Source organism: Nonomuraea sp. NPDC048916, assembly GCF_040649575.1.
GTDB lineage: Bacteria > Actinomycetota > Actinomycetes > Streptosporangiales > Streptosporangiaceae > Nonomuraea.
In genome coordinates this window covers 104,976-118,056 of the sequence record NZ_JBEZFS010000006.1, presented here as the reverse complement: position 1 = coordinate 118,056, position 13,081 = coordinate 104,976, and the positions used below count along the sequence as shown (strand labels likewise).

Here is a 13,081-nt window from a genome sequence, read left to right as displayed (position 1 = left end):
GCCCTCGGCGCTAGCCGAGGTCGCGACGGCGGAAGCCGTACAGGCCTGCGATCGCCAGGGCCGCGGCGATCGCGGTCATGGCCACCAGCGGGGTCGCCGACACCTCGCCGCCCGGCAGCATGGGCAGGTGGCTGAAGGGTGACAGGTCCAGCAACGCCTGCGGCAGCTGCAGCAGGGCGCCCACCTGGCCGAACAGCAGGAACAGCGCCAGCAGCGCCCATGCCGCCGCGACCAGGCGGGGCAGCAGGCCGAACAGCGCCAGAGCCAGGCCGGAGAAGGTCCACACCGCGGGTAGCTGCGCCAGGGCCGCGCCCATGGTGGCGGGCAGATGCGCGCCCACGTCACCGGCGGCTGCGCCGTACGACAGGCCGACGGCCAGGCCGGTCACGGTGAGGACCGCCGCCGGGCCGAGCACGGCGAACAGCGTGTGGCCGGCCGCCCAGCCGACGCGACTGACCGCGGTGGCGAGCAGCGGTTCTGCGCGGGCGAGGCTCTCCTCGGCGCGCAGCCGCAGCGCGGCCTGGATGGCGTAGCCGGACACGCCGATGCCGAAGATGCCGATCAGGGTGGCGATGAACAGGTCGGCCGGGTTGGCGCCGCCGCCGAGCCGGTTGAGCATCTCCATGATCTGGGCGTTGTCCGCCAGCGCGGAGGAGGCGGCGTCGGCGGCGCTGCCGATCACCGCGCCGAAGACGGCGAAGCCGGCACACCAAGCCAGCAGCAGCCCCCGATGCAGGCGCCAGGCCAGCGCGAAGGGGCCGGCCAGACCGGCCGCCGCCTGCGCGGGACCCAGCCGCGGTGGCACCAGACCGGCCGCGACGTCGCGCCTGGCGGCCAGCGTGTAGGCGGCGTAGCAGGTCACCGCGATGAAGGCGGCGAGCAGGGCCAGCGGCCACCACTCCTCGCCGGCGAAGGGGCGCAGCTTCTGCCCCCAGGCGATGGGCGACAGCCACGACAGCCAGGAGGCGTCGGTGGTGTCACCGGCCATGCGCAGCAGGAAAGCGAGCCCGAGGGCGGAGATGCCGATCACGCGGGCTCCTGACGCGCTCTCGGTGAGCTGGGCGGCCACCGCGCCGATCGCGGCGAAGGCGATGCCGACCAGGGCGTAGTCGAGCCCGGCCGCCAGCGCTCCGGCCACCGGGTACTTTCCGGCGAGGGAGCCGGTGATGATCAGCCCGGCGATCACGTTGGCCGACGCGACGACGATGAGGGCGGCTGTCAGGGAGGCGTGCCTGCCGACCACGGTGGAGCCCAGCAACTCGCGGCGCCCGCTCTCCTCCTCGACCCTGGTGTGCCTGATCACCGTGAGGACGCTGGCCAGGGCGAGCACCACTGGAACGAACCCGGCACGCCAGATGCCCAGAGCTGGGAGGTGCCAGTCCAGTAGCGGGCCGTACAGGGCGAAGAAGGCCGGGGTGCTGCGCATGGAGGCGGCGAAGGCCTGGAGCTCGGCGTCGGTGCTGTAGAGACCGCCGATGGCGGAGATCTGGGTGACGGGCATGATCGCCAGCAGGAGCACCCAGATCGGCAGGATCACGCGATCTCGGCGCAGAATCAGCCGGACCAGCCCCCGGGTGCCGGTCATTTGCTGTCCGCGGATGCGTAGTGGCGCATGAACAGTTCTTCCAGCGTCGGCGGCTGGCTGGTCAGCGTGCGCACGCCCACGCTGGTCAGCTGCCGCAGCGCCGCGTCGAGCTCGCCGGTCGCGACCTGGAAGGTCACGTGGTTGCCGTCGATGCGAAGGTCGTGCACGCCGTGCAGGCCGTTGGGCGCCCCGGCCAGCTCCGCCGTGATGGTGGTCCTGGTCAGGTGGCGCAGCTCGGCGAGGGTGCCGGTCTCGACCGTGCGGCCGTCGCGGATGATGCTCACCCGGTCGCACAACTTCTCGATCTCGGCCAGGATGTGGCTGGACAGCAGCACCGTACGGCCCTGCGCGCGCAGCTCGCCGATGCACTCGGTGAAGACGGCCTCCATGAGCGGGTCGAGCCCGGAGGTCGGCTCGTCGAGCAGGAACAGCTCGACGTCGGAGGCCAGCGCGGCCACCAGGGCGACCTTCTGCCTGTTGCCCTTGGAGTAGGCGCGGCCCTTCTTGCGCGGATCCAGCTCGAAGCGCTCGATCAGCTCGGCCCTGCGCCTGGGGTCGAGGCCGCCGCGCAGCCGTCCCAGCAGGTCGATGACCTCCCCACCGGATAATCCTGGCCAGAGGGTGACGTCGCCGGGGACGTAGGCCAGGCGGCGGTGCAGCTCGACGGCGTCCTTCCAGGGGTCGCCACCGAGCATGGAGGAGCTGCCCGCGTCGGCGCGCAGCAACCCCAGGAGGACGCGGATGGTGGTGGACTTGCCCGCGCCGTTGGGGCCCAGGAAGCCGTGCACCTCGCCGGCCCTGACCTCGAGGTCGAGGCCGTCCAGGGCGGTGGTCCGGCCGAACCGTTTGGTCACGCCGGACATGGAGATGACGTTACTCATGCTTTAGAATGTACACAGCCTTCACAAGTTCGTGAAAGATGCGAAGACACTAAACTACGGATTCTTGACGCGAGGGGAGCAGGATGCGGGACGAGGAAGCGGTGCGCCAGTTCGTCGAACGGCTCAGCCGGCTGCTGGCCGACTGGGGGTTCCCGCCCATGGCGGGCCGTGTCCTGGTGACGCTGAGTGTCGCGGAAGAGGACGCGCTGAGCGCCCCCGACCTGGCCGAGCGCCTCGACGTCAGCCCGGCCGCCATTTCCGGCGCCGTCCGCTACCTCATCCAGCTGGGAATGGTGGCCAGGGACCCGGTGCCCGGCTCCCGGCGCGACGTCTACCGGCTGGTCCACGACAGCTGGTGGGAGGTCGCGATGACCAAGGTCGGCCTCTACCAGACCCTCGCCGACATGGTCGACAAGGGCATCGAGGCGCTCGGCGGGCCGCAGACCCACGCCGGGCACACCATGACCGAGCTGCGCGACTTCTACCTGTTCATGCACCGGGAGATCCCCCTGCTGTACGACAAGTGGCGCGAGACGCACTAGCCCGCGTTCATGGATGCGACTTCGCCCGGCTTCAGCACCACTTGAGCAGCCTGCTGGGATTGCCGGGACTTGTCCTAGCCTCTACCGTCGCCCGACCGTACGCGCCGATGGAGCGGGAACCCCACGGAGATGGGGCGACTGCCCGTCTACCAGCCGATGCTCGCTCAGCCCGGCACCCTGCCACCGCCTACGCAGGACGACGCGTGGAGCGCCGAGATGAAGTGGGACGGGGTACGCGCCCTGGCCTACGTCGAGGCGGGGGCGTTGCGGCTGATGTCGCGCAGCGGCCGTGACATGACACCGTCCTACCCGGAGCTGTGTCCGATGGCGGGGGCGGTCGGCGGCCACGACGTGGTGCTCGACGGCGAGATCATCGCCTTCGACGACGCCGGGCGGCCCAGCTTCGGCACGCTGGCGCCCCGGATGCAGCAGCGCGACCCGCTCAAGGTGGCCCAGCTCGTCAAGGCCGTGCCCGTCACGTACATGATCTTCGATGTGCTGCACGTCGACGATCGCAGCGTCGTGCGGCTGCCCTACGACGAGCGGCGCGAGCTGCTCGAAGGGCTGGTCGCGCCCGGCTTCCGGTGGCAGACGCCGGTGGCCTTCCCCGGCGGATCGCGGCCGGCGCTGGCCGCCAGCCGGGAGCTGGGGCTGGAGGGCGTGGTCGTCAAGCGGCGCGGCTCCCCCTACCGTCCCGGGCGGCGCAGCCCGGAGTGGACGAAGGTGAAGAACGTCTCCCACCTGGAGGTCGTCATCGGCGGCTGGAAGCCGGGTTCGGGGCGGCGCGGCGGCCGGATCGGTTCGCTGCTGCTCGGCGCGCACGACGAGGCGGGCCGGCTGCTGTACGTGGGGCACGTCGGCACCGGCTTCACCGACGCCATGCTGGTCGACCTGTGGGAACGGCTGACGCCGCTCGAACGGCCCGACTCGCCGTTCGCCGAGCCGGTCCCCCGTGAGTACGCCCGCGACGCCCACTGGGTGGAGCCGTGCCTGGTGGGCGAGGTGCGCTACGCCGAGATGACGGCCGACGGGCGGCTCCGCCACCCCTCCTGGCGCGGCCTGCGCCCCGACAAGGAGCCCGGCCAGGTGAAAGCCGCCGCCGTGGAGCTCGACCGCCCGGCGGCCACGGACGACCCCGGCAGCGCCACCGGCTGACCACCCGCCGCCGCTGACCGCTTCACGACTGAACCGTTCCACCACCGGCTGACCACTCCGTCGGCTCAACCGTTCCACCACCGGCGATCGGGTGCGGATGAGAGGTCCGGTACGGCGCGCGGGCCCCGGGCTCAGGCCGGACGGTCCGTCCGCTGGTCGTCGGGTTTGCCCGGTGCGCTGGAGGCGCTCAGCAGGCTGCGGGCGGTGTCGACCTTCTCGCGTAGTCCCGGGTCCAGCGAGAGCAGCAGGTAGAACGCGGCCCAGCCGGCGCTGACCAGCAGGGCGGTGCGGTAGGCGTCGCCCTCCAGGCCGAGGACCGGGCCGAGCGCGACGACCGCGAGGACCGGCAGGCCCATGACGGCGATGCTCCGGGCGACCCCCTGGACGTAGGAGAGCCAGCCACGGCGCGGCTGCTCCGGCTCGGACACCAGCCGGAGCCGGGCGAACTGCCCGGTGGCGACGGCGCTCGCGGCCCGCCGCAGCTCGGTCAGCAGGATGTCGATCGAGCCCGGAGCGGGCGAGAGCGCCTGCCGCTTGAGCCGGCGCACCGCGCAGGCGGCGGCCTTCGCGTTCCGCGCCACCCAGCGCTGCATGTCGGGGTCCTCCGCTCTGAGTTTCCGGGGCAGATCCTCGCCGAGGGAGCTCGCCGCCCGCTCCAGCCAGTAGGCCCAGTCCTCGCGGGCGACCAGGCTGTTGCGCGAGGGCAGGTGGCTGACCCGGAGGAGCAGTTCGAGCAGGTCGTTGAGGATGCTCGCCCGAGGGTGCCGGCGTCTGAGCAGGCGGAAGCGGATGTCGCTCCAGATGTGGACGGCCTGCACGCACGCCCTGTGCACGATCATGATCGTCACCAGTGCGAGCAGGAAGAGACCCGGCAGCGGCAGGCCCCGCCACAGGGCCAGGGCGCCCAGGCCGGCCAGCGCCGCGGTCACCCCGGCCCAGGGGTGCCAGGCCATCGTGCGCCTGCGCAGCGGAGCGAGCACCAGCGCGGCCAGCGCGACACAGGCGAACGCGAGCAGGCGGTGCTCACCCGGCCAGACCCATCCCACGGCGCCCAGTGCCGCCGCCCCGGCCGCCCCCACGGCCAGAACCGGCGCGAATGCCACGGCGGCGTCGCGCACCAGGTTGTACTGCAGGGCCTGGCGGGCCCAGGCCAGCAGGTAGTTCTCGTTCTCGGCCCGGACGACCTCGGCCTCCTGCCTGGTCAGACCGTCGAGCGAGCCGAGCAGGGCCAGGTTGTAGGTCCAGTTCTCCCAGCGCCACAGCACCTGCAACTCGTAGTCCCGCCTGGCGCGGCGTAACCTGCCGACCGGACCGCCGCTGCGCCACCGGCTCCGTCTCCGCTGAGCGCGCTCGGCGCGGGTCAGGCCGGGGGACTCGCCGAACCCGGCGGCCACGAGCGCGTGCATGCCCAGGTCGGCGTTCAGCTCGCGCATCGCCCTGGCCAGGCTGCCCGACGTGCCCGGATGGCCGCGCAGCAGCCGCCGGGCGGCGCCGTACCGATCGAGCGAGCGCAACGCGGCCGCCTGTGCCTCGACCACGCCGTCGTCGGAGGCGAGCTGGAGGCTCCGGTCCCGGAGCCGCACCGCGTCCTCGACCTCGCCGATCTTCTCCAGGGCGTTCGCCAGCTCCGCCAGCGCCTCGGCCTGGCGCGAACCGGGAAAGGCGGTCAGCGCCTCGTCGACGACCGCCGCCCTCCGGTCGGGAGGGCTGACCGTGACCAGGCGGGTCCAGAGGGACAGGTCCTCGGGCAGGTGGGTCACGGCGTCGCGGGCCGCCCGTTCCGCGGCGTCGTACCAGTGCATGTCCCAGAAGCAGTCGATCCGGGTGGCGTGCGCCGCGGAGAAGCGCGGATCCAGGTCCACCGCCCGTTCGAGATAGGGCAGGGCGTGCTCCTCATGACGGGACATGAAGAACACGCCGCCGAGCTCCAGCAGCGTCTCGGGGTCCTGGCCGTCCGACTCGGCCAGGAACGCCAGGGCGTACTCGGCCTCGATGGGGCGGTTGAGCTTGAGCAGGATCTCGGCGCGGCGGAGCGCGAGATCCCGGCGCTCGGGGAGTTGCCCGAGCAGACGTATCGCCCGCCCGCGCGACCCGCGCTCCGCGTACGCGTCCGCGACGTCGCAGAGATAGCGGTACGCGTCGGGGTGCGCGGCGATCAGGGTCCGGGCGACGGCCTCGGCGCGGCGCAGCCGGCCCAGCTTGCGCAGGAGCCAGAGGCGGTCGTCCTGGCGCTCGGGATTTCCCGGGCCGACTCTCAGCGCGCGTTCGGCCAGGCGGAGCCCCGTCCAGCGCCGCCACCTCCGCGACTCGTCGTGGTAGGAGCCGTGCACGATGACCAGGCAGTCGCGCAGGTCGTCGTCTTCGGGACGCAACCGGATCGCCCGCCTGGCGGCGGCCTTGGCGGCGCGCCGTTCTCCCCGGTCCCGCAGGATGAACGCGCGCTGCCGCAGCGTGTCCGCGTGCCAGGGGAACTCCGCCAGGATCAGGTCGCAGTACCGCAGCGCGTCGTCGAGGCGTTCCTCGGACTCGCAGGCCAGCACCAGGTCCAGCCGGTCGTCCGGGTCCGGCTGCCGCAGCACCGCCTCGGCCGCCAGGCGGGCCTCGTCCGTCAGGCGGAGCCGGATGAGCGATCTGGCCCGCAGCAGCGTCGCCTCCTTGTCGGCGGGGCGCAGCTCCAGGACCCTGCCCGCGGCGTCCAGCGCGTCTCTCGGGGCGTTCCGGTCGAGGTGGAACCAGGCGAGGGCCAGGTGAACGGCGGGGTCGGCGGGATGGCGCGCCGCCGCGTCGCGGGCCGCCGCCTCGGCGTCGGGACGGCGCCCGGCCCGCGTGAGGCAGTCGAGAAGTACGGCCAGATGCGCCGGTTCGGCGGCGTCCAGCGCCGCGAGCGCCTCCTCGTACCGGCCGTGTCCCAGGTAGGCGCGGGCGACCTCCGGGCCGGGCAGTCCCGCGAAGGCCGCCGCCGCCTCCGGGTAGCGGTGCAGGCCGAGCAGTGTCCTGGCGTGGCTCAGGCGCAGCCCGGCATGGCCCGGATCGTGGGCGAGCCCCCGGGAGGCGGCCTCCAGTGCCTCCAGGCGCAGGTTGGCCGCGGTCAGCAGGTCGGCCAGCTTGAGCCACAGCCCCGGGTCGCCGGGACACCGGCTCACCGCCTGCCTGGCCGCCTCTATGGCCTCGTACCAGCGGTATTCGCCCGCCAGGCAGTCGAGACGGACGGCCAGCGCCCGTGGATCCGCCGGAGCCGGCACGAGCGCCATCTCCGCGTAGCGCAGCGCCCGGTGTTTCGGGGCGAGGTCCAGCCACAGGCTCGCCACCTCCAAACACTGCTCCGCCCTGGACGCCTCGGGCAGCCGGTCCAGGTGGCCGTCGCAGGCGTCGGCCGCCTCGCGGTAGCGGGCGCGGCCCAGCAGCTCGGTGACGTGATCGCGCAGGGCGCCGGGGAGACCTGTCACGTTGACGCTCATGACTCGTGATAGCGCGAAAGTCGCGGGGTTGGCCAGCGCCTCACGGGTCACGTTTCCAGCGGCGTTGATCGGGTCGATAGCCTGAGCCGGTGCGACTTGGAGTGAACGTTCCCAATTTCGGTCCAGGCACCGACCCCGGCGTGCTGCGTCAATGGGCGCGGACGGTGGAAGGACTCGGCTACGACCTGTTGATGGTCTCCGACCACGTCGCGGTGACGCCCGACGTGGCCGAGCAGTATCCGGCGCCGTTCTACGAGCCGTTCACCACGCTGGCCTGGCTGGCCGGGGTCACCGACCGGATCCGGCTCGGGACCACGGTGCTCATCGTCCCCTACCGTCATCCGCTGCTGGTCGCCCGGATGGCCGCCAACCTCAACCAGCTCAGCGGGGACCGGCTCGTCCTCGGCGTGGGCGTCGGCTGGGCGCGGCAGGAGTTCGCCGCGCTGGGCGTGCCGTTCGAACGGCGCGGGGCGCTGACCGACGAGCACGTCCAGACGATGCGCGACGCCTGGAAGAACGACGCCGACTACCGGGCGGGACGGATCCCGCTCTGGATCGGCGGCAACAGCGACGCCGGCGTGCGCCGGGCGGTGCGGCTCGGCGACGCCTGGCACCCGCTGCGGCTCTCGCTGCCCCGGCTGCGGGAGGCGGCCGACCGGATGAAGGCCGTCGCCGACGAGCTGCGGCGGCCGCTGCCCGAGCTGGTGCCCAGGATCGCGCTGCGGCTCACCGACGCGCCGATCACCGATGAAGGACGGCTCGCCGGCGAGGGCACCATCGAACAGGTCACCGACGACCTCGACCAGCTCCGCCTGCTCGGCGCCGAGACCGTGGTGCTCGACCCGTTCGGCGGCGACCCGCGCGAGACGCTGCGCCCTGAGGTGGCCTGGCAGGCACTCGCCACCGTACGCGCCCATCTGCCGAAGGAGAGACCATGACACCCGACGACGAACGCTTCCTGCGCCGGGCCATCGAGCTGGCCGCCGAGGCACGGACGGGCGGCAACCCGCCCTTCGGCTCGCTGCTGGTGGGCCCGGACGGCGCGGTGCTGGCCGAGGACCACAACACCAGCGTCACCGACGGCGACATCACCGCCCACCCGGAGCTGAAGCTGGCCAGGTGGGCGGGCCGCGAGCTGGCCCCTGCGACCGCGGCCGCCACCACCATGTACACCAGTTGCCAGCCGTGCGGCATGTGCACGGGCGCCATCGAGCGGTCGTTCCTCGGCCGCGTGGTGTTCGCGCTGTCCACCGAGCAGCTCGCGGACCTCAAGCCGCCGACGACCGGGCCCGGTGTCCGCCTGGAGGGCCCGGCGCTGCCGGAGGAGGCCCGCGTCCCCGTCACGGGCTACTACATCTGACCCTGACGGCCGCCCGATGGCAGCAGCCGGGCGGTGAGCCAGGGGCGCAGGACGGGCAGCACGGTCGCCGACCGCATGGCGCCCATGTGGTCCAGCCCGTCCAGCACCCGCACGTCCCATCCGAGGGCTTCCAGCTCGGCGCGACGGCGGACGAGCGGGCCGCCGATGTCGACGGTCACGCCGCCCCAGCGCTCGTCGTAGACGATCTGGTCGGCGGACCCGGCGAAGCACAGGCGAGGGCAGCCGACCGCCGCCTGCGCGGCCCGGTCGTCGAACCCGCGCAACGCCTCGTACAGCGTGACGAACTGCCGCGTCTGGTCGGGCGTCGTCGTCACCTCGGCGGACGACCAGTCGGGCTCGTCCCATCCCGAGCCCTCGGTCGCGCCCGGCCCCGTGGTGGACGCCGGGGTGGACGCTGTGGTCGACGCCGGGGTCGTGGGCTCGACGGGCCCGGCCTCCCGGGCGATGGACCTCGCGTGGGCGGCCATGGTGACGGCCAGCATCTGCGCGTACGGCCCGCCGAGCGGCGGGTACCCGCCCATGACCAGCGCGGACAGGCGGCCGGTCCGGATCGCCAGCTGGAGGCCGCTGAGCGCCAGCCATGAGTAGCCGTAGTAGGCGAACCGGTCGGCGCCCACGGCGTCGGCGACGGCCAGCAGGTCGGCGGCGATGTTGGCCGGGGTCAGCGTGCCGGGCTTGGGCGTGGCCAGCACGTGCTTCTCGTAGTCGAACGCGACGACGCGGAAGGCGTCGGAGAGTCCGTCGATGAGCGAACGGCCGAGGGCGGGGTCGGCGCCCCACCTGCGCATCTCGTCGGCCCGCGGTCCTTCGACCGGCTTCGGATCGACCGGCAGCAGCAGGGCCGGGCCGTCGCCGTGCACCTCGACCTCGATGGTGGCTCCGTCGTGCAGTGTCGCCTCGGGCATGGGATCTCCCTAATTCCTTAGGAGGTAAAGAGTTGTTGGCCGGAACAATAGCTTACGCTGTAAGAAGTTGCTTGGCCTCGGCTCGTGCGGCGCCCGGAGGGACGGAGTCCGGACGACGGCGCCCAGGCTCGCGGCTCGGCGCCGACATCGCGGCGTCTTGGGTTTTTTGCGGCGAGATGATTGTCTGTCCGAAGTAACTACGAGGAGGACACCGGTGACCCGTCAAATCGTCTCCGTCGTGGGCGGCAAGGACGCTTCCAGCGCCGCCACCTACCGGTCCGTCAACCCCGCGCGCACCGGCGAGGTCGTCGCCGACGTCGGGCTGGCCGACGCCGACACCTTCGCCGCCGCCTGCCGGACGGCGAAGGAGGCGCAGCGGGAGTGGGCCAAGGTGCCGCCGCCGGTCCGCGGCCGGGTGATCGCGTCGATCGGGCGGCTGGTCGAGGCCAACGCCGAGAGCCTGGCCCGGCTGGTCACCGAGGAGATCGGCAAGCCGTACGCCGAGGCGCTGGGCGAGGTGCGGGAGATCGTCGACACGTGCGACTTCTTCCTCGGCGAGGGGCGCCGGCTCTACGGGCAGACGGTGCCGTCGGAGATGCCGGACAAGAACCTGTTCACGTTCCGCACCCCGGTGGGGGTCGCGGCGGTGATCACCGCGGGCAACTTCCCGGTCGCGGTGCCGTCCTGGTATCTCGTTCCGGCGCTGCTCTGCGGCAACGCCGTGGTCTGGAAGCCGGCCGAGTACGCCGCCGCCTCCGCGTACGCCATGTACCGATTGTTCGTGGCGGCCGGGCTGCCCGACGGGGTGCTCAACATCGTGTTCGCCGAGGGCGCCCAGACGTTCGAGGGGCTGGAGCGGGCGCTCGGCGAGGGCACGGTGCACAAGGTCGGGTTCACCGGGTCCAGCGAGGTGGGCCGGAGGATAGGCGAGCTGACCGGGCGTCACCTGCAGTCGGCCTGCCTGGAGCTGGGCGGCAAGAACCCGATGGTGGTCATGCCGGACGCCGATCTCGATCTGGCCGTGGAGGGGGCGCTGTTCGCCGGGTTCGGCACCGCCGGCCAGCGCTGCACCAGCCTGGGCACGGTCATCGCGCACGAGAGCGTGCACGAGGAGTTCGTCGAGCGGTTCGCCCGCGCCGTGCGCGAGGCCAGGATCGGCGACCCCACGCAGGACGTGCTGGCGGGGCCGCTGCTCGACCAGAGGTTCGCCGACCGCTACGAGGAGTACCTGACCTGGATCCAGCCCCACCACCGCGTCGTGCCGGGCAGCGTCGGCAGGATCAGCCGCGACAACCCGCGCGGCGACTTCACCGGCGACGACGGCCTTTATTACCACCCGGTCGTGGTCGACGGCGTGCGGCCCACCGACCGGCTGTTCCTGGAGGAGACGTTCGGGCCGATCGTCGGCGTGACCGGTTTCCAGACCTTCGACGAGGCCGTCGAGCTGGCCAACCTCCCCGGCTACGGCCTGTCCAGCTCCATCTACACGACCGACCCCAAGCACGCCTTCCGCTTCCGCGAGGGCGTCTCCGCTGGAATGGTCAGCGTCAACAACTCCACCTCCGGGGCCGAGGCGCACCTCCCGTTCGGCGGCAACGGCAAGTCGGGCAACGGCAGCCGCCAGTCGGGCATGTGGGTGCTCGACCAGTTCACCCGCTGGCAGGCGATGAACTGGGACCATTCGGGACGACTCCAGAAGGCCCAAATGGACGTGGTGGACATCACGCCGGATATGGATTTCCGGCTCTAGCTCTTCCACCCGGAGGGAAGAAAGCCACTCCGCCCAGAAACATGGGCCTTCCCGGAGAGTGATGGCCGTGTCACGATGAGGCGCCTTCGATTACGGGGAGAAGCCAATGCGTGACAATCTGGAGTTACTCACTGAGACGCGGACGCTCCGGCTGCGGGCCGGCTTCCCCTGCCGCTGGAGCGTCTGGAGCGCCGACGGCCAGGGATACTTCCCGCGCGACACCTCTCCGGCGCGCGACCATGACGGCCTGCCCTACTTCCACGGCGACGACTTGGTGCTCGACGTGCCGCGCGAGCGTCTGCGCATCCGGGCGGCCAGGGGCATGGAGTACGACCACGCCGAGACCACGCTCGTGCCCGGCGACGGGGAGACGCTCGTCGAGCTGGAGCCGCAGCGCATCTACGACGCCGCCGCGCGTGGCTGGTACGGCGGCGACCTGCACGTGCGCCTCAACCGGCCGTCCCAGTGGGTGGCCGCCTCGCAGCTCGGCGAAGACCTCCACGTCGTCAACCTGCTGCCCGGCGACGAGGCGGCCGACCAGTGGCAGGGCCGCGACCTGCCCTGGTCCGACGAGACACACGTGGCCAGGGTCGGCCTGGCCCATCAGGCGCTCGGCCTCGACGGGGGGCCGCCCGGCGCCGCGCAACGCGAGAAGCGCCTGCTGGTCGGCTACGCCAACGCCTTCCGCGGGCCGGTGGAGACACCCGAGCAGCTCGTCGGCGCCGGCGACCCGGGGTTCGACGCGCGCCTGTCGGTGGTCGACGCCGCCCTCGGGCTGGTCGACAGCTTCTCCTCCGCGATCGGCTCGGCGCGCGCCTACCGGCGGCTGATCGGCGCCGGCAATCGCGTCGCCGCCGTCGCGGGCACCGCACACCGGCTCGGCCCCATCGGCCGCGAGCGCACGTACGCGCGGGTGACGGGCCCGCTGACCGCCGAGTCCTACGCGACCGCGGTGCGCCGGGGCCGCACGTTCGCGACGACCGGCCCGTTCCTGGAGCTGTCGGTCGACGGGCAGGGGCCGGGAGCCACGCTCGACCTCACCCCCGGCGACAGGGTACGAGCCACCGCGTGGGTGATCGGCCCCCGGGTGGAGACGGTGCGGCTGCTCACGGCCGACGGCGAACTGGCCGCCGGGCCGCCCGGCGAGCTCCGCGCCGACCTCACGGTCGTCTGGCCCACGTACGTGGTCGCGGTCGCCGAGGGGGGCGGGCAGGTGCTGGCGCACACGAGCCCGGTCTACCTCGACGTCCAGCACCGGCGGGTGGCCAGGGAGGAGGACGTCACGTTCTGCCTGCGCTGGCTGGAACTGCTGGAGCAGCTGGTCAAGGACCGGGCCGGCGCCGGCTACCTGGCGGTGATGGACGAAGCCCGCCGCGTCTACCAGGCACGGCTGGCCTGAACCGAAAAGGAGGAACGCGGGCCCC

General features: G+C 72.7%; 10 protein-coding genes. 6 read left to right on the top strand and 4 right to left on the bottom strand.

Annotation, left to right across the window (positions count from 1 at the left end; genetic code table 11):
• Window positions 1–10 precede the first annotated feature (10 nt).
• Both AB0C16_RS07855 and AB0C16_RS07850 read right to left on the bottom strand, forming a co-directional pair.
• On the bottom strand, window positions 11–1,585 hold the full coding sequence (locus tag AB0C16_RS07855; protein WP_357680115.1) for an ABC transporter permease: 1,575 nt from the start codon (window positions 1,583–1,585) through the stop codon (window positions 11–13).
• A complete protein-coding gene (locus AB0C16_RS07850; protein ID WP_357680113.1) occupies window positions 1,582–2,466 on the bottom strand; it encodes an ABC transporter ATP-binding protein in 885 nt (294 codons plus the stop codon). The genes AB0C16_RS07855 and AB0C16_RS07850 overlap by 4 nt, the downstream gene beginning before the upstream one ends.
• A gap of 83 nt (window positions 2,467–2,549) precedes the next feature.
• On the opposite strand from AB0C16_RS07850, the gene AB0C16_RS07845 reads away from it, so the two are divergent.
• Both AB0C16_RS07845 and ligD read left to right on the top strand, forming a co-directional pair.
• Window positions 2,550–3,008, top strand: coding sequence for a MarR family transcriptional regulator (locus AB0C16_RS07845; RefSeq protein ID WP_357680111.1), 459 nt, complete (start codon window positions 2,550–2,552; stop codon window positions 3,006–3,008).
• Between the two features lie 129 nt (window positions 3,009–3,137).
• Complete coding sequence (gene ligD / locus AB0C16_RS07840; RefSeq protein WP_357680109.1) at window positions 3,138–4,163, top strand: non-homologous end-joining DNA ligase; 1,026 nt, start codon at window positions 3,138–3,140, stop codon at window positions 4,161–4,163.
• 131 nt (window positions 4,164–4,294) lie between these two features.
• On the opposite strand, the gene AB0C16_RS07835 is transcribed toward ligD, so the two are convergent.
• Window positions 4,295–7,621, bottom strand: coding sequence for a hypothetical protein (locus tag AB0C16_RS07835; RefSeq protein WP_357680107.1), 3,327 nt, complete (start codon window positions 7,619–7,621; stop codon window positions 4,295–4,297).
• Window positions 7,622–7,710: 89 nt separating this feature from the next.
• On the opposite strand from AB0C16_RS07835, the gene AB0C16_RS07830 reads away from it, so the two are divergent.
• Both AB0C16_RS07830 and AB0C16_RS07825 read left to right on the top strand, forming a co-directional pair.
• Window positions 7,711–8,559 carry an LLM class flavin-dependent oxidoreductase gene (locus AB0C16_RS07830; protein ID WP_357680105.1) on the top strand — a complete coding sequence of 283 codons (849 nt, stop codon included), beginning with the start codon at window positions 7,711–7,713 and terminating at the stop codon, window positions 8,557–8,559.
• Window positions 8,556–8,981, top strand: coding sequence for a nucleoside deaminase (locus AB0C16_RS07825; protein ID WP_357680103.1), 426 nt, complete (start codon window positions 8,556–8,558; stop codon window positions 8,979–8,981). The genes AB0C16_RS07830 and AB0C16_RS07825 overlap by 4 nt, the downstream gene beginning before the upstream one ends.
• Here the strand turns inward: AB0C16_RS07825 and AB0C16_RS07820 are convergent.
• Entirely contained in the window at window positions 8,972–9,907 is a 936-nt protein-coding gene (locus AB0C16_RS07820; protein WP_357680101.1) for an alpha/beta hydrolase, read from the bottom strand. The genes AB0C16_RS07825 and AB0C16_RS07820 overlap by 10 nt on opposite strands.
• Before the next feature lie 214 nt (window positions 9,908–10,121).
• On the opposite strand from AB0C16_RS07820, the gene AB0C16_RS07815 reads away from it, so the two are divergent.
• Together AB0C16_RS07815 and AB0C16_RS07810 are read left to right on the top strand one after the other, a co-directional pair.
• Window positions 10,122–11,657 carry an aldehyde dehydrogenase family protein gene (locus tag AB0C16_RS07815; RefSeq protein WP_357680099.1) on the top strand — a complete coding sequence of 512 codons (1,536 nt, stop codon included), beginning with the start codon at window positions 10,122–10,124 and terminating at the stop codon, window positions 11,655–11,657.
• A gap of 106 nt (window positions 11,658–11,763) precedes the next feature.
• On the top strand, window positions 11,764–13,056 hold the full coding sequence (locus AB0C16_RS07810; protein WP_357680097.1) for a CehA/McbA family metallohydrolase: 1,293 nt from the start codon (window positions 11,764–11,766) through the stop codon (window positions 13,054–13,056).
• Window positions 13,057–13,081 lie beyond the last annotated feature (25 nt).

Coding starts and splice junctions, on each gene's coding strand:
- AB0C16_RS07825 (WP_357680103.1), top strand. CDS start 8,556: ATGACACCCGACGACGAACGCTTCCTGCGCCGGGCCATCGAGCTGGCC.
- AB0C16_RS07820 (WP_357680101.1), bottom strand. CDS start 9,907: ATGCCCGAGGCGACACTGCACGACGGAGCCACCATCGAGGTCGAGGTG.
- AB0C16_RS07835 (WP_357680107.1), bottom strand. CDS start 7,621: ATGAGCGTCAACGTGACAGGTCTCCCCGGCGCCCTGCGCGATCACGTC.
- AB0C16_RS07845 (WP_357680111.1), top strand. CDS start 2,550: ATGCGGGACGAGGAAGCGGTGCGCCAGTTCGTCGAACGGCTCAGCCGG.
- AB0C16_RS07855 (WP_357680115.1), bottom strand. CDS start 1,585: ATGACCGGCACCCGGGGGCTGGTCCGGCTGATTCTGCGCCGAGATCGC.
- ligD (WP_357680109.1), top strand. CDS start 3,138: ATGGGGCGACTGCCCGTCTACCAGCCGATGCTCGCTCAGCCCGGCACC.
- AB0C16_RS07850 (WP_357680113.1), bottom strand. CDS start 2,466: ATGAGTAACGTCATCTCCATGTCCGGCGTGACCAAACGGTTCGGCCGG.
- AB0C16_RS07810 (WP_357680097.1), top strand. CDS start 11,764: ATGCGTGACAATCTGGAGTTACTCACTGAGACGCGGACGCTCCGGCTG.